Origin of the sequence: Calothrix sp. CCY 0018, assembly GCF_963920925.1 — a bacterium.
Taxonomy (GTDB): Bacteria; Cyanobacteriota; Cyanobacteriia; order Cyanobacteriales; family Nostocaceae; genus Rivularia.
This window is the reverse complement of the sequence record NZ_CAWUDI010000058.1, coordinates 1-16393: the sequence shown is the minus strand read 5'-3', so window position 1 is coordinate 16393 and position 16393 is coordinate 1. Positions and strand designations below refer to the sequence as shown.

The window sequence follows — 16393 nt, the reverse complement described above, 5'->3', positions numbered from 1 at the left end:
TTTGAAACCGAAGCCGTGAAAACCTTTCCTACTTTTGTGGGGAAGGTTTTTGCTTGTATAGTCGATTAGAAATATGCTGTTAAATTTGGCGTGCGGCAAATTGCGGTATTAATGCATGGTATTACCGAAATCAATGGGTCTAAAGCTTCGTCCTTAGAGGCGGCTTTTATTCATTTTATCCTATATTTATACTTGCCGTAGTAGTATAAGGACGGGAGGTAAGCTATGTTAGTTTTTGAGTTGAAAGCATACGGAAAAGTTAACCAGTTCCAAGCAGTTAACGAGGCAATTCGCACCGCTAAATTTGTTAGGAATAGTTGTATTCGTCTATGGATGGATAACAAAGGGACGGGTAAAAACGATTTGCAGAAATACTGCGCGGTTCTGGCTAAACAATTCTCATTCGCTTCGGAACTCAATTCGATGGCTAGACAAGCTAGTGCTGAAAGGGCATGGTCATCAATCAACCGTTTTTATGAGAACTGCAAGAAAGGGACTGTGGGTAAAAAGGGATTCCCGCAGTTTCAAAAGAATGGCCGTTCTGTTGAATACAAGTCTACAGGATGGAAATTAGCTGACGACCGCAAATCAATAACTTTCACTGACAAGAAAGGTATTGGGCGACTAAAGTTGAAAGGTACTCGCGATTTGCACTTTTATCAAATCAGCCAGATTAAAAGAGTTAGATTGGTGAAACGCGCTGACGGCGTATACGTTCAATTTTGTATTAATGCTTTTCGGCGGGAGGATATCGCCCCAACTGGAAACACAGTTGGATTAGATGTTGGTTTAAAAGAATACTACACTAATTCAAATGGTGAAGTAGTCAAAAATCCTGCATTTCTACGCATTGGTGAAAAAGTTCTTAAACGTTCCCAACGTCGTGTTTCTAAGAAGATCAAAGGTTCAAGCAATAGGAAAAAAGCTAAGCAGATTTTAGGTAAACGCCATCTCATGCGGAAGTAGGCAACGTAAAGATCATGCTGTGAAATTGGCACGATGCGTAGTTCAGTCTAACGATTTGATAGCCTAGGTCGCCTTGAGAATTAGGAATATGGTGAAAAATCACTGTCTGGCTAAGTCTATTAATGATGCATCCTGGTATCAGTTCCGTTGTTGGGTTGAATACTTCGGTAAAGTATTTCAACGTGCAACGGTCGCGGTTAATCCGCAATACACGAGTGCTGTTTGCTCTAGCTGCGGTGGAATTGTCAAAAAAACCTTATCTACTCGGACACATATTTGTAAATGTGGCCTTTTGATGGATCGAGATGAAAATGCAGCTAGAAATATCCTTAGTCGAGGATTGGGTACAGTAGGGCATACTGGAACCTTCATGCTAGACATGAGCAACGCTTTAGGAGAATCGACCTCTACATTAGTTGGAGCAATCCAGCCTGTGCAAGTTGACTCGTAGATTAAAGAATCCTCGTACCTGACTGTCGAGGAGTGTCAAAATGGTTAAATGCCGCAAAAGAAAGATCCTATGGCGGGTTTTCCACACTAATAGGTGCGGCTAGCCCTTCTGTAATCAGTCTACTTATTGCACATCTACGTAGCACAATTGTAAGAGAGTCGGCGATCGACCGAAATTAAGAAATGTCGTTCTTACTCAAGTTAAACCTGCGCTTTAATATTTGCAGGTGATTTTTATGAAGAGTAAAGTGTAAAATCAATAATTAATAATAAAACTTAACTTTTTGCCTTTTGCCTTCCGCGTAACTGCATATTAGTTTCCAACATTTTAACTTTTACCTTTGCTTTATGGCTCGCGACTATTATGAAATTCTGGGTGTCTCTCGCGACACCGACAAAGAAGAAATGAAAAGTGCTTACCGCCGCTTAGCCCGGAAGTATCACCCAGACGTGAACAAAGAGCCGGGGGCTGAGGAGCGGTTTAAGGAAATCAACCGCGCTTATGAAGTGCTTTCGGAACCTGAAACTCGCGCTCGCTACGACCGCTTTGGAGAACAAGGAGTGTCGGGTGCTGGTGCTGCTGGTTTCCAAGACTTTGGGGATATGGGCGGTTTTGCCGATATCTTTGAAAGCATTTTCAGCGGCTTTGCTGGAGGTGCAGGTCAGTCTCAAAGACGGCGCAGCGGGCCAGTTCGTGGTGATGACCTGCGTTTAGACCTCAAACTCGATTTTCGGGAAGCGGTATTTGGCGGTGAAAAAGAAATTCGGATCTCACACCTGGAAACTTGCGACGTTTGTAGCGGTTCTGGTGCAAAACCAGGCACTCGCCCTCGGGCTTGTTCTACCTGTAGCGGTTCCGGTCAAGTTCGCCGCGTAACTCGAACCCCTTTTGGTAGCTTTACCCAAGTTTCAACCTGCCCTACTTGTAACGGACAAGGAATGGTGGTGGAAGATAAATGCGACGCTTGTGAAGGTAAGGGTGCCAATCAAGTTACCAAGAAACTTAAAATTACTATTCCAGCGGGGGTTGACAACGGTACTCGGTTGCGTATCTCTAATGAAGGAGATGCTGGAATGCGGGGAGGTGCGCCTGGGGATTTATACGTTTATTTATTCGTAAATGAAGATGAAGAGTTCCAGCGCGATGGAATAAACGTACTTTCTGAAATAAAGGTTAGCTATCTTCAGGCAATTCTAGGATGCCGTTTGGAAGTAGAAACAGTAGATGGCCCTGTAGAAATGATTATTCCGCCAGGAACTCAGCCCAATACTGTAATGAAGTTGGAAAATCGAGGCGTTCCGCGTTTGGGAAATCCTGTAAGTAGGGGCGATCATATGATTACGATATTGATTGATATTCCAAACAAGGTCACACCCGACGAAAGAGAACTACTCGAAAAGCTAGCTAAAATTAAGGGAGAGCGTACTGGTAAAGGCGGCTTAGAAGGTTTTTTGGGAAAATTATTTAATTAAAATAATGAGTGTATCTTCACTTTTATCTCCCGACGCTCAACTTGACTTACGCGGAACTCCTTGTCCGATTAATTTTGTGCGGACAAAGCTTCGTTTGCAGCAAATGCAGCCAGGAGAATTATTAGAAGTTTGGTTAGATCCGGGAGAACCAATCGAGCAAGTTCCCGATAGCTTGACAATGGCAGGTTATAAAATTGAACAAATTAATGACTGTTCCGGTTATTTTTCCTTGTTGATACGGTGTCCAGTTAGTGACTCATGAGTGACGACGTATCAATAAAATCCGGACAGTTATTAGGTACGGTTCTTGCCGTGCAGGCTAATTTTTACAGAGTTCAGTTGGATGAGAAAGAGGACAAGGAGACAAGGGAATGGGGAGATGGGGAGATGGGGAGATGGGGAGATAGGGAGATAAGAGCATTTTCTTCCTCCACTCACTCTGCTTCCCCCGCTTCTTCTTCCAATCCACCACTGCTTTTATGCACGCGCAGAACCCGTTTAAAGAAAATTGGTCAACAGGTAATTGTTGGCGATCGCGTTGTGGTAGAAGAACCCGATTGGGCTGGTGGTAGGGGCGCGATCGCCGATGTTTTACCCCGGAATTCTCAACTGGATCGTCCGGCGATCGCCAATGTAAATCAAATCTTATTGGTGTTCGCTGTTACAGATCCGCCCTTAGAACCTTATCAACTCAGCCGCTTTTTGGTAAAAGGTGAATCAACTGGGTTAGATGTAATTCTGTGTTTGAATAAAAGCGATTTAATCACTTCTCAAGAACAGGTAGAAATTAAAGAACGTCTTAATAGTTGGGGCTATCAACCTACGTTTATCAGCGTTTACAAAGGTATAAATATGGACGCTGTGGACGAGATTCTTGGAAGTAAAATTACGGTTCTTGCTGGAGCTTCCGGTGTGGGAAAATCCAGTTTAATTAATACTTTGATTCCCAGCGCCAACTTAAGGGTAGCTGAAGTTTCGGGTAAGTTAGCTCGCGGAAGACATACCACTCGTCACGTAGAATTATTTGAAATTCCTGGAGGAGGTTTACTCGCAGATACTCCAGGTTTTAATCAACCAGATTTAGACTGCACCCCAGAAGAACTAGTTAGTTACTTTCCAGAAGCTAGAGAAAAATTAGAAAGTGGTAACTGTAGATTTAGCAATTGCTTGCATAAAGACGAACCCGATTGCGTAGTGCGAGGAGATTGGGAACGTTACGAAGATTATTTAGAATTTTTAGAAGAAGCAATAGAACGTCAAACCTGGCTTAGACAGCAAGCAGATCCAGAATCCAACCTTAAATTGAAAAGCAAAGGTAAAGGGCGGCAAGAATATGAGCCGAGATTAGAAAGCAAGAAATATCGCCGCGTTTCTCGAAAAAAGCAACAGCAGAAATTGCAGGAATTGTATAAAGAAAGCGAAGAATAAATAATTGGTAATTGGTAATTGGGAAGAAATGAATTCCTAACTGCTAACTGCTAACTGCTAACTGACAACTTTTCTCTGTTCCCTGCTCCCTATTCAATAAATAATTAGCAACGATAGTCTACTCATTCCCATAAAGTCTTAAAATATTGTTAACTTCTGACTAACTAGAAATTTTCCTTCGGTGAGTAAAAACTCTCGCAGGCTTGGTTTATTTAGCTACACATTTTTAAAGTGTGGAATAGATTCCTGCTTGTCTTCCGAACGGATGCTTCTACTTAATCACAACAATATATAGATATCAGGTCGGACTTAATACTATGGCTATTGGCTACGTTGCGCTTGTACTTCATGCACATCTGCCCTTCGTTCGTCACCCGGAAAGTGACTATGTGCTGGAGGAAGAATGGCTTTATGAAGCAATTACGGAAACTTACATTCCTTTGTTACGAGTCTTTGAAGGCTTGAAACAAGATGGTATTGATTTTAAAATCACCATGAGCATGACACCACCTCTGGTTTCAATGCTGCGAGATCCGCTATTGCAAGAACGTTATGACGAACACTTAGCGAAATTACAGCAATTAATAGAGTTAGAAATTGAACATAATGCTAAGAATGGTCATCTTAAGTATTTAGCGGAGCATTACCAGAGTGAATTTGCCGCTACTAGAGAATTTTGGGAACGATATAAAGGCGATTTAATAACTGCTTTCAAGCAATTCCAAGATTCTAATAATATTGATATCATCACCTGTGGTGCGACTCACGGTTACTTGCCGTTAATGAAGATGTATCCCCAAGCGGTTTGGGCACAACTTAAAGTCGCAGCAGAGCATTACGAAGAGAACTTTGGTCGTCCTCCCAGAGGTATTTGGCTACCGGAATGCGCTTATTATGAAGGTTTAGAGCGCATGGTGGCGGATGCTGGATTGCGTTATTTCCTTACCGACGGACATGGTATTTTGTATGCTCGTCCTCGTCCCCGTTTTGGTACATATGCACCTATTTTTACAGAAAGTGGCGTTGCAGCTTTTGGAAGAGACCATGAATCCTCTCAACAAGTATGGTCTTCTGAAGTAGGTTATCCCGGTGCTGCGGAATATCGGGAATTTTATAAAGATTTGGGTTGGGAGGCTGAATACGAATATATTAAGCCTTTCATTATGCCTAACGGTCAGCGGAAGAATACGGGCATTAAATATCACAAAATTACTGGTCGAGGTTTAGGACTTGGAGACAAGCAACTTTACGACCCATATTGGGCGCGGGAAAAAACGGCAGAACACGCTTCAAACTTCGCGTTTAACCGCGAGCGTCAAGTTGAACATCTCCACAATATGATGCATCGTCCTCCAATTGTGGTTTCTCCTTACGATGCAGAATTATTCGGACATTGGTGGTATGAAGGCCCTTGGTTTATTGATTATCTCTTCCGTAAGTCTTGGTTTGACCAAAATACCTATGACATGATTCACTTGTCAGATTATTTGAAAACTAATCCGGTTCAACAAGTTTGTCGTCCTTCTCAATCAAGTTGGGGATACAAGGGTTTTCACGAGTATTGGCTAAACGAAACTAATACGTGGATTTACCCGCATTTGCACAAAGCTGCCGAGCGGATGATTGAATTATCGAGTCGGGAAGCAGAAGATGAGTTGGAGTGGAAAGCTCTCAATCAAGCTGCAAGAGAGTTACTTTTAGCACAATCTTCCGACTGGGCGTTTATTATGCGAACCGGAACAATGGTTCCTTATGCTGTAAGAAGAACCCGTTCTCACTTGATGCGATTTAACAAGCTTTACGAAGATATTAATATGGGGAAAATTGATAGCGGATGGTTGGAGAAAGTTGAATACATAGACAATATTTTTCCAAGCATCAACTATCGAGCATACCGAAGTTTGTAATTAGAAGACGAATCATTTGTAGGGTGGGCATTGTCCACCTTATTTTTTCTTTTGAATTTTGTGAATATAAGTTACCCCTAATGTGAACTATAAATATCTCCAACGCCATGTCATTCTATAAAAAATAATTCAATTTTTTTTTCAGTTTCATTTGATTGAAAAAAAATTTTTATATGGTGAAAATATGGGATAATCAAAAAATGAATACTATTTTTAAATAATCGGGATCTTAACAAATTTTTGATAAAAGCCAATCTCTCTATTATAAAAAATTATCTCTAAAATAAATATTACCATGAAAACATTACGAATAAAAAATTTCACGCTATTTTATCTGAAAAATTTTTGAGCAATTATATATACCGTATTCACTAAAAAGTAAGTAATTATCTCATTATGTGCAGGATTAGATAGGATGTGTTCGGCAATATTAAAAACGTTTAACTTTTTAAGTAAGGTCAATCGGTTGTAAAAAACAAGCGATTTGTTAGCTGTTGCAACGCAACGCGATCGCCTTTAGTTTATAAGTAGCGTTTTAGGTGAATTAAGTTATCAAAACTTTATTAATACAGTGATAATTTCACAATTTGAGGGACTTAAATGTGGCTCTAAAACCCTTGTAAAGTAAGGGCAATTTTAATTAATTTTGGAGGTGAGTTATCAACTCGGAAACTTATTGAATCTAAAATCTATAGGAAATTAGTTAATGATGCACAATTATGAAAAGATGAGCTTTTGCCCCCAACATTGTTATGCTGAGGGCTTTCTTCATGAAAATCGAAGCTGTTACAGAAGCAGTTCATTATTCCATTATTTACCAATTCGCTTACTAGCATAAGTCTCAACAACAACATAAGCAGGTACGCGCTCCATGTAGTCGGTTTCTTCACCAGTTATCGACTTAGCTAAGAAATCAAAAGACTCGGAAGCCCAATTACGTTCGTGGATCGGTTTTCTTTGCTCTCCTCGGAAATATGCTTGACTACCTATTAGCGCAGCAGCTACCCAAGCTACAACGAATAGTGAAATTAATATAGTCATCATGTTACTTATGTCCTCAAATTAAATTTTTGTTTCGTTATGTAAACAAAAGTAACAAAAATTCATAAAGTAGTTAAAGGTGTGTTTACCGATTTTAAAGGTAGGGTTTTCCCCCTTGCATAATTGGGCGTTAAGTGGGATAAAAGATAAATTTATTGTTCTACGTGCCGCGATTTATCGCTCTTATTTAGGACTAAAGTCGGCACGTAGAGATGAATATCTGCATACTCGAACATTAATCTCCACCTGATTCCACAAGTTTACCGATGTTGAAATCTATTCTTGCCCAACCTTTTAACTTGGATAAGTTTTTCAGCAATAGCAAAGCAACTTGCCAATGATGCACCATCAAGAATGGTAGAGAATCGTTAAATGTGTAAATAGCGTCTGTACCTCGGAACATATTCTTCATCCAATTCCCTAATTGGGAAAAAGAACGAATTTCATTCAATCGCCAAAATTCATGGTATATCCAATAAGTAGGTTTGCTGTTGGGTAAAGCTTGTAAAGGTTCGTCGATGGGTTCTTTACTCAAGTAAGCATCAGCTGCTTGTTGGAGTTGATCGTGAAATATGGTAATTGCAGAATGAGTGCGGGGATTACATTCAATGGCATAGACGTTACCATCTTCGGCTTCAATAAAATCAAAAGAAAGTTGCCCGGTAATTCCCAATCCTTTGACAAAGTGCCTTACCCATTCACGAATTTTTGAATGTTCTACGTTTTCGTAGTTGACTTGGAAGGCTGAAGATTCACAACAACAATGCAGTCTTAATACACCATCCCGAATCGTACTATGAGTACAGTATTCTTTGCCAGGAATAAATTCTTGCATTATCCAAGGCTTTTGAGAACTAATTGGTAAGCTTCGCACAAAAGCTTCTGTTTCTTGTGGAGTATCGCAAGGAAGTTTTGTTAAATCCAAACGTCTTACTGAGTCGTAAGGAATGCTTTTGAGAATATATTTACGAGTTTCTCGCCCAAAATCAAACGTTAAAACTTGTTCGGGATTAGTTATTTTAAAAGATTTGGGAACCGATAAACCGAAACTTCGCGCTTTTTCGCTAAAAGCAAATTTATCATCAAGCATTTCGCAGGTAGCAGCATCTATATGAAATACTTCGCAGTGTTCTGATAAAGTTTGTTTTGCTAAAGCATCGTAGTAGCTAGCAATTGGGCTTGTTACCGGAATATATATATCAATGTTTTCTTTATTAACAATATCAGTTAAAATTTGAGTATAAGCTTGTGAATCTTTTTGCGGAACGGGAGTTGTATAAAACTTATCTACAGCCTGAGAAAATCGATGTCCCGACAGCCAATATTTATGGGTTTCTGTTAGCACTACCCGATGTCCTGCGGCATGAAAAAACCGAGCAAGCTGTAGTGCTTTCGTCATTTTTCCACCGCTAATAAGAATATTTTTCTTTTCGGTGGCAGTTACTGTTATCTGTTTTTTTTTTAACGGAGAAGTCAGTATGTTTAACAGTAAAGATATTAAAACGATGGTGGCATTAATTGGTAAGATTAGCAAAAGTAAAGTTAAAGTTGCTAGGTTTTGAAATAAGGCGACAAAACGCATACCGATCGGAATAGGGGGTGTTACTGGTTGAGATGAAGAAACAGAAACAGATGATTGTGCCATTTTTGAGTAGGAAGTAGGGAAAATGTTACCTGTGTTTTTAAAGGTAATTTATAACTTTTACCCTCCTAAAGAAAAGAAGGCAAAAGTTATAAGTTTGAGGGAACTTGTTAATTTTCTACTCGCCGGATGATGGTTAAACCGTCTCGTACCGGAAGTAGCACTTGTTCGACACGTTCATCTTCAGCGACGGTGCGGTTAAATTCGGCGATCGCCTTTCCATTGGCAGTACGTTCTGCTTCGCTTAGATAAGGCTGCCCTTGAAGCAATGTATTATCAACGCAGATAAACCCGGATGGGGCTAATAAGTTTTTCTCTAGCAAGGTGTTGAAATAATCTACGTACCCTGCTTTATCTGCATCAATGAACACGAATTCAAATGACTCTCCCGATGCTGCTAGTTTATCCAAAGTTTCGCCTGCTGGTCCTATTTCAACTTGGATTTTTTCGCCGTGAGGAGATTCCCGGAAAGCAGCTTTACCGAACTCTGCTGTATAAGGGTCAACTTCACAAGCAATTAATTTTCCGTCTGCGGGTAATGCTTCTGCCATTGCTAAAGCTCCATAGCCCGTAAACATACCGATTTCTAATACTCGCTTGGCTTTAATCATATGGATAAACATTTTCAATGTTTGTCCTTCTATATGACCAGAAAGCATTTCCTGTTCTAAAGCGACTACCGTTTCCCCTTGATTAAAGCGGTTCCCCCACTGCTCTCGCGCTGTTTTGTCTGCAAGGGCTGTTAACGCTGCCGATTCAGAGGTGGTGCATTCTTCTAAATAAGGGTCTAAAGCTGATGCTAAGCGGCAAGCAAAATGAAGCTTTTGTTTAATTTGTGCTGGCAATGTTTCTTTATCTACTGCTTGCACAACAGCTTCTAATTCCTGCGCTAATATCCCTAAAGGCGTAACAGGCCTTGCCAATGGTTTCTCTACAACACCCGTCATTAGCTTTCACTCCCTACAAGTTCAGCTTCTGATTCAGAATAAACTGGGTACATATCAACCCCTTCACCACCGCGAGGGAATTTCTGACAAATCTTCTTATGTTCTGCCAGGGCTTCAGCTAATTCTTCGCGAGTTAAATCGTTAGCAAAGAAGCATTCGCCAATTGGTTTGGGCATTGCGGCTCTTTGCTTACCATCTCTTGTTAAAGAAATAGATTCAGTTGCATCCCACAAAAGGTCTGCTTCGAGTAAAGGATGATCGAGAGAAAGTCCAATTCGGCTCATTGTGCCTAAAATACGATCTCTATCTTCGGAGCTAATATAGCCTCTCTTCGCTGCAATAGTAGCAGATAAAGCCATATCGATATTGACTGCATGACCGTGGAAAATAGGTACGCGAGGTGCTAATTCTAGAGTTGGACTCCAACTGTGACCATAAGCTATAACTCTATCTAGCTCTAGCTCGTGTAGGTTGGGTACTTCATATTCCAACATTTTCTTGATGGCTTTGTAAGTCAATTTATGAGCGACTTCTTTAATTTCGTCTGTCGCATCAATGTTACCGAAGTGAGTACGAAGCAATTCTTCGCCGTATTCTTCGAGCAATTCAAATACTTCTTTGTGCCCAACTACGGCAATTTTGACCAATTCAGCCATACCGTTGCGTACTTGATCGGTAGGTAAGGTGCCCAAGAAGGAGAAATCAAGGAATACTTTAGAAGAAGCATGGTAAGCACCAAGGCGATTTTTCAGCTTCTTATGATTTACCGCGACTTTAATCGCAATACTAGCGTCAACCAAACCAATCAAAGTAGTAGGGATGCGAATATAGTTACTGCTACGGCGATAAGCAGAACAAGCAAAACCCGCAACATCCGTTACCAATCCACCACCAATTACTAAAACAGGCTCTTTGCGAACCAGCTTAAAATCAGCGAATGCATCTATAATATTCTCGAAACTTTGGATTGTTTTATTAGGCTCGGTGATAGTTACAGGAAAAGCAGTTACATCAATATCGTAATGCTCAAAGTACTGCTGCATTTTGTTACTGAAATGCTTGTAGACATTAGAATCTACAACGGCTAAGCATCGCCCAAACTTTTGATAGCACTCTGCCAATTCAGGATTATTGATGTCAAAAATCCCATCAACATAAACGAGACTATACTCAATTTTTTCATAAGCTTCTATATGAAAAGCAGATTCAGTAGCTTCTAACTTTGACTGAACAATACTCATAGCTGTTGAATTCCCCGTTGATGAATTTTTATTACTGGTAAATGTGCGTTCGATTATCTACCTAAAGTGGTAGATGATGCAGAGTCTCTCTACATTTAGTAAGATTTTGCCGCAGTCTGTTATAGTAGCTAACTTCTTAATACTGTTTGGTTGAGAAATTTATTTTTTAAAACAAGCTTCTCAGAGAAAAAGAAGTCTCCAAAGCAAAGGGATAAAAAGAAGATTCCGAAATGTATCAATTCCAGTGCTAATGGTAAAGATAAGTGTTTCGTTTCCAAAACTATTGTTTACCCAAATAGGCATTCTTGGTGTTGAAGAATGAAACAGCACATGAACTTGTTTAACCCAGGTAAAAACAGCCTTAAATTTTGACAGATTTTTAAGACTTGAGATCGCAAAGCAGGATAATTACATACAGTTCCTTTAGGTTTAACCCTGTTCAACTAACTATAATTGCGGGAAAAAAGGCTTATATGACTTTAATTCTGGATTATGAGCCAGTAAGTCAAGCAGTTAGGTTAACCGCTTAAATTGACAAAGAAATAGACCACTCTATTACAGTACCATTCGTTGCACCTTATTTAACAACCAATATGAAGACAAATTTCCTTTTACCTTTTTGGATAAAGGTAAGTTCTATCTCTTAGATGAGAAATCCACATAGTTACTAATTTTGTAGACAAATCTACTCAAGCTTTATAAGGCTTAAACCTTATTGGGCTAACTACAAGCCGCTCTATTGAGTCTCTGTTAAAAACAGAATCCCCAACTACTTTTCTCAAAATATTCAAGCTACCATTCAAATCAGCATTAATTCTAATCCCTTGTGAAGATTTGAACAAACCTCTTTTTACTCGGTTCCCTTGATATTCACTATGCTTCGCTATTGGTTCCATATCCAGAAAACTACACTTGCTAGTATAACTCTCCTCACTGGTTGTGACTTTAATTCCGACAAGTTCGCACTTATAAACTAACTGATTTATCAATGTAGAGTGAGGAACACTTTCAAAGTGCTGATTATTTCTTTTCCCAATTTTAATGTTTTGTTTCCAACCTTCATTTTTACCAATTATCAAACGACTAACACCACGTTCTATTAGTTTATTTACAATAAATCTACTAGCTGTATGGATATAATAATCCATCTTATTATTACGCTTCCGTGTCAAGGCTTCTATTTTTTTAGAAGTATATAGATTATTAGGTAAAAATGATTGTAATTTTGATTTAAGTTTGTTGTACCACTGGTTATAAGATTTAATAGCTTTACCACAAACAATAAAAGGAGTAAAATTCGAGTTATTGCTAGCAACAGTAGCCAAGTTATTCAAACCTATGTCTATTGAAGCGATAACACCATCCGTACATTGTTCAACGTCAGGGACATTATAGACAATTTCAACAACATAACACCCATATTTTGGTACAATCCTTACTTCATCAATATCACTTATATTGGTTGGGACTTTTAAAGTTAATCCTGAAGGACTAACAAAACCCTTCTTTAACCAAGTTTTGGAAATAGCTTGGTAATTAAAACAAATCAAGTTTCTACCTTTTTCTTTATGTTTATATTTGGGTAAGTTCGGTTTACCTGTAAACTTCAGAGGGTTTTTGGAATACTCCGTTTTTGCTTTTAAATACGATTTGAAAACATTACTGACTTGTTTGATTGTGAGTTGTGATATTTTAGCTGGTAAACTCTTATAATCATCAGTTAGTTTAAGAAGGTGATACAACTCGTTAAAAGTTGGTATTTTCTCACCTTTCAAATAGTGTTGTCTGCAAATATATACAGCGCAATTAAACAATTTTTTTGAAGCAAAACAAGCTCCATCAATCTCTTTAAATTTCGAGTGTGTTTGTTTAATTTGGTGCTTTTGGATTAGTTTCATCAGTTTTCAAACATCTGACTAAATTTGTCTTCATTTGGCGATGTTTATGTATTTTAAACTATATACCTGAATACTGAATTGGGACAGTATTGAGATGTAATGCCCGTTGCCAATCGAGTGTGCCTTTACTCAAACAGGACAGCAGTTAAAGATTTTAACTTAATGATTTACATCCGGTAAGGAAGGCAGTTTCTACCTATGCCAATTTATGAAAGTTCTCCGAAGTCGTATAGCTGCTTCTACTTCGGAGAAATTCTACCGTAGTACAAAGCTCCTCTCGGTAGTCTCCAGGCTTATGCTTAAGATTGCAACCTAGATTTACATTCAAGGAAGGGTCTGATGGCTTATTGATTATCGCAGACTTGGACATTCTTCCGTAGACGTATATTTTTTATCAAGGTTTATCGTGGAGTAGGTTTTTATTCTCCAGCGGAATCACCAATTCCCCAAACTCTGCTAGTACAATGAAAGCCTTTTAGTCAGTTGGGTGGGTCAATGACCAATTTTATCTTACCCCAAACTCGGATTCGCTATCCATTGCCAATGTAAAAGCCAGTAGGGAATGGAGCGAGATTGTTAAACAAACAATACGTGAGCAAATTGTTGTTAGAAAAATTGATCGCTACTACAGACAACTGAGCAATGACAATAACTAGCTTCATATTAAAGCCGTATTCCTCAGTTCTATACGGCTCGCAAAACCTAATTTTTGATATTTTATATCATTCCGCCATAGGTCGGAACGATAGAAGACGCTAAAATTTACCCCGGAGATAGAAAGATTTGTCAAGATAGGTTCTTTGTTAACTTATGTTGGTAATTTTCACTCTATCAAAAATTTGATAAAAAGTTTAATTTTTTTGTTTTAAATAATTTTTTTTTTTGCGACCGAAGTGCAATCGGCTTAGACTGCATGATTTCAACTGTCCCAGGGATTGATTATATCAGACTATAGACTGATTTTTATTTGATTATTATATAAAAAATTATGTGAAAAATTCAGATTTTATTTAGATTTGGCCGCAGTGAATCTTAGTTCAAATTTGTCATTAAACCATTTTTAGAATGTTAGTACAGCAGTTTAAATGTAAAACAGATAACTACATATTACATTCCTATACTGAATCATTGCAGAATTAAAGAGGTTATTTTTGAGAAATAAAACTAAATTTATAGCTTTTTTGGCTAATATTTCATGGTTTTATAACAATTTAATATTTTATTATATTGATTATTTATTACATTTCTTTTAAAAACAAAGGGAATAAGAAGCAGTAGGTGGGATACGATAAATTTTAGTTATAGTTCTATAAGAGGGAAGAGGCGGAGAAGAAATTTTTATCATCGTTAACCCTACATAGTTTACGCAGGGCAATTATAGAATCTATCAAAACTAATAGTAGAAACCACTATGTATGTCTATAACCAAAATTTCCTAAAAAATAAAAAAAAGACAGGCAATATACCTGTCTTGAGATGAATAATTCAACGATTATGACGATAAGCGTTCACCGCTCGCAGTGCGGCTCAGCTTGATGCATAAAGGCATAACGCGATTAAAAGTTCATTTCAGCAGCTTGAACTTTCTCAACTTGCTTCTTCTTGAGTACAAGCATGATTTGAGCCATCATTGTCAGGGCTACAAACGCCATCAGTCCTCGGACTCGGCCTGCGCTTTGTAGTACTATTTCTGTGTCATGCTGACCAAAACCGCCGACATTGGGGTTGTTGGTTAAAGCTTCACCTGCTGCAACTTCTTGTCCTTCAGAAACGATTAATTCGGGGCCTGCGGGAATAGAAGTAGTGATGGTTTCTCCTTCTGGAGTTTGAACGTCTACAGCATATTTCACACCACCAAAATCATCTTCTTCTTTGGCAATTTTGGTAATTGTGCCAGCAGATTTAGTTACGAAAAGGTTATTATTGCTGTTTTCGCCAGTAGGATAAACTTGTCCGCGTCCTCGGTTTCCACCAACGTAAACGCCGTATTTGCCGAAGTGGACACTTTTGTCAGTTGCAGGGTTGGGAGAAAGAATTGGGAAAACGATTTCTTGGTACTGTTCCCCAGGAAGTGGGCCAACTAAGTAAACATTATTATCTTCCTCTTCGCTGTAAGGTTGGAAGTAAACATCTCCGACTTCCTCTTTTAATTCTTCGGATAGGCGTTCGGGAGGAGCCAGTTTAAACCCTTCGGGCAACATTAATACGGCACCAACATTCAAACCAACCTTGGAACCGTCAGCACCTACTTGCTTGACATTGGTATCGTAAGGAATTTTAACTACCGCTTTGAATACGGTATCAGGCAATACTGCTTGAGGTACTTCTACATCAGTATTTTTTGCAGCTAAGTGGCAGTTAGCGCAAACAATGCGTCCTGTAGGTTCTCTTGGTGTCTCCGGATATGCAGCTTGTGCCCAGAAAGGATAAGCAGCAGCAGCTTGTGGAACTGCTAAATCGCTGGTGAAGAAAAACGCCACCGTAGCGATCGCCACCAATAATGTTTTAGAAATCGCTTTAAAGGCGCGACTTAAACCAGTCGTACAATTATTTCTCATCTCTTCTTCGGATTGGTCTTTAATTATTAGTTATTAGTTCTTAGTTCTTTTTTAAGAACTTGGGACGCAGGATTAAACGGTGTCAACAGCTAACAGCCAGCAGTTATTAGAATTGACCTCAAGAAGAAATTAACGAAATTAAAATATAGCTCGCGTTACCGACTGAAGCCTAAAAAAAACGAATACTGATAACTGCTCACTGATAACTGTTTAAGCCCACCAAGGATCTTCGTCGGTGCGGAAGTCAGTTTCAGTCCAAGGAGTAATCACCATGTTGTCATCTTGTACCGCTACATGAGAAAGCGCTAAAGACAATGGTGCAGGGCCGCGAACTACTTTACCAGTAGCATCATACTGAGAACCGTGACAAGGACACTTAAATTTATTTTCAGCAATATTCCAAGGTACAACGCAACCCAAGTGGGTACAGATAGCGTTAATTCCATAATCTTGAATGGATTCGCTCCCATCCACCACAATGTATGTAGGGTCGCCTTTTAAGCCCTGTACTAAAACGCGATCGCCTTCGTTGTGTTTGTCTAAGAACTCAGAAACGCTGACAGTCGCACCAAGTTCGTCTTTTGCTGTAGCACCACCACCAGCAGCACCGCTAGAAGGCGGAAGAAAATACTTGACAACGGGATACAATACTCCTAGAGCAACTCCGGAGACAGTTCCGAAAGTAAGAAGATTCATGAATTGCCGACGACCCATATCGGGTACGTCCATTGATTCTGAGAATTGAGCCATAATCTACGAGTTCGAGGTTGATTTTTGTTAACTTTTTTTGGTTGAGTCGATGTGTGGTATTATCCACAGCACCTCTCATTTAGATCCGTGCG

At 39.2% G+C, this 16393-nt stretch carries 11 protein-coding genes and 1 pseudogene; 5 read left to right on the top strand and 7 right to left on the bottom strand.

Translation table 11 applies throughout. The features are described 5' to 3' along the window. Nucleotides 1-225 precede the first annotated feature (225 nt). From ACM03V_RS29835 to ACM03V_RS29815, 5 genes and pseudogenes are all read left to right on the top strand, one after another. Nucleotides 226-1417 (top strand): annotated as a pseudogene (locus ACM03V_RS29835) (RNA-guided endonuclease InsQ/TnpB family protein). Nucleotides 1418-1764: 347 nt separating this feature from the next. Further along, nucleotides 1765-2889 (top strand): molecular chaperone DnaJ, encoded by a 1125-nt coding sequence (gene dnaJ, locus ACM03V_RS29830; protein WP_414624433.1) that lies wholly within the window; start codon nucleotides 1765-1767, stop codon nucleotides 2887-2889. Between the two features lie 4 nt (nucleotides 2890-2893). Continuing rightward, complete coding sequence (locus ACM03V_RS29825; protein ID WP_414624432.1) at nucleotides 2894-3151, top strand: sulfurtransferase TusA family protein; 258 nt, start codon at nucleotides 2894-2896, stop codon at nucleotides 3149-3151. After that, entirely contained in the window at nucleotides 3148-4317 is a 1170-nt protein-coding gene (rsgA, locus tag ACM03V_RS29820; protein ID WP_414624431.1) for a small ribosomal subunit biogenesis GTPase RsgA, read from the top strand. Before ACM03V_RS29825 ends, rsgA begins: the two co-directional genes overlap by 4 nt. Nucleotides 4318-4634: 317 nt before the next feature. After that, the gene (locus ACM03V_RS29815; RefSeq protein WP_414624430.1) at nucleotides 4635-6224 is read left to right on the top strand and encodes a glycoside hydrolase family 57 protein; all 1590 of its coding nucleotides are present in this window, start codon (nucleotides 4635-4637) and stop codon (nucleotides 6222-6224) included. 810 nt (nucleotides 6225-7034) lie between these two features. On the opposite strand, the gene ACM03V_RS29810 is transcribed toward ACM03V_RS29815, so the two are convergent. From ACM03V_RS29810 to petC, 7 genes are all read right to left on the bottom strand, one after another. Beyond that, a complete protein-coding gene (locus ACM03V_RS29810; protein ID WP_414624429.1) occupies nucleotides 7035-7268 on the bottom strand; it encodes a photosystem II protein, Psb35-related in 234 nt (77 codons plus the stop codon). Between the two features lie 232 nt (nucleotides 7269-7500). Continuing rightward, nucleotides 7501-8910: an ATP-grasp domain-containing protein gene (locus ACM03V_RS29805; protein WP_414624428.1), complete on the bottom strand. Its 1410-nt coding sequence runs from the start codon at nucleotides 8908-8910 to the stop codon at nucleotides 7501-7503. Between the two features lie 107 nt (nucleotides 8911-9017). Beyond that, the gene (locus tag ACM03V_RS29800) at nucleotides 9018-9854 is read right to left on the bottom strand and encodes an O-methyltransferase (protein ID WP_414624427.1); all 837 of its coding nucleotides are present in this window, start codon (nucleotides 9852-9854) and stop codon (nucleotides 9018-9020) included. Then, nucleotides 9854-11095: a sedoheptulose 7-phosphate cyclase gene (locus ACM03V_RS29795; RefSeq protein WP_414624426.1), complete on the bottom strand. Its 1242-nt coding sequence runs from the start codon at nucleotides 11093-11095 to the stop codon at nucleotides 9854-9856. Before ACM03V_RS29795 ends, ACM03V_RS29800 begins: the two co-directional genes overlap by 1 nt. Before the next feature lie 689 nt (nucleotides 11096-11784). Further along, nucleotides 11785-12993 (bottom strand): RNA-guided endonuclease InsQ/TnpB family protein, encoded by a 1209-nt coding sequence (locus ACM03V_RS29790; protein ID WP_414624425.1) that lies wholly within the window; start codon nucleotides 12991-12993, stop codon nucleotides 11785-11787. A gap of 1556 nt (nucleotides 12994-14549) precedes the next feature. Then, nucleotides 14550-15551 carry a cytochrome f gene (gene petA / locus ACM03V_RS29785; RefSeq protein ID WP_414624424.1) on the bottom strand — a complete coding sequence of 334 codons (1002 nt, stop codon included), beginning with the start codon at nucleotides 15549-15551 and terminating at the stop codon, nucleotides 14550-14552. A gap of 210 nt (nucleotides 15552-15761) precedes the next feature. Next, entirely contained in the window at nucleotides 15762-16301 is a 540-nt protein-coding gene (gene petC, locus ACM03V_RS29780) for a cytochrome b6-f complex iron-sulfur subunit (protein ID WP_414624423.1), read from the bottom strand. Nucleotides 16302-16393: the final 92 nt, after the last annotated feature.

What these genes read in the sequence shown, in the direction of transcription:
- ACM03V_RS29810 (WP_414624429.1), bottom strand. Translation starts at nt 7,268, where the DNA reads ATGATGACTATATTAATTTCACTATTCGTTGTAGCTTGGGTAGCTGCT.
- rsgA (WP_414624431.1), top strand. Translation starts at nt 3,148, where the DNA reads ATGAGTGACGACGTATCAATAAAATCCGGACAGTTATTAGGTACGGTT.
- ACM03V_RS29795 (WP_414624426.1), bottom strand. Translation starts at nt 11,095, where the DNA reads ATGAGTATTGTTCAGTCAAAGTTAGAAGCTACTGAATCTGCTTTTCAT.
- ACM03V_RS29800 (WP_414624427.1), bottom strand. Translation starts at nt 9,854, where the DNA reads ATGACGGGTGTTGTAGAGAAACCATTGGCAAGGCCTGTTACGCCTTTA.
- ACM03V_RS29825 (WP_414624432.1), top strand. Translation starts at nt 2,894, where the DNA reads ATGAGTGTATCTTCACTTTTATCTCCCGACGCTCAACTTGACTTACGC.
- petC (WP_414624423.1), bottom strand. Translation starts at nt 16,301, where the DNA reads ATGGCTCAATTCTCAGAATCAATGGACGTACCCGATATGGGTCGTCGG.
- ACM03V_RS29815 (WP_414624430.1), top strand. Translation starts at nt 4,635, where the DNA reads ATGGCTATTGGCTACGTTGCGCTTGTACTTCATGCACATCTGCCCTTC.
- dnaJ (WP_414624433.1), top strand. Translation starts at nt 1,765, where the DNA reads ATGGCTCGCGACTATTATGAAATTCTGGGTGTCTCTCGCGACACCGAC.
- petA (WP_414624424.1), bottom strand. Translation starts at nt 15,551, where the DNA reads ATGAGAAATAATTGTACGACTGGTTTAAGTCGCGCCTTTAAAGCGATT.
- ACM03V_RS29790 (WP_414624425.1), bottom strand. Translation starts at nt 12,993, where the DNA reads ATGAAACTAATCCAAAAGCACCAAATTAAACAAACACACTCGAAATTT.
- ACM03V_RS29805 (WP_414624428.1), bottom strand. Translation starts at nt 8,910, where the DNA reads ATGGCACAATCATCTGTTTCTGTTTCTTCATCTCAACCAGTAACACCC.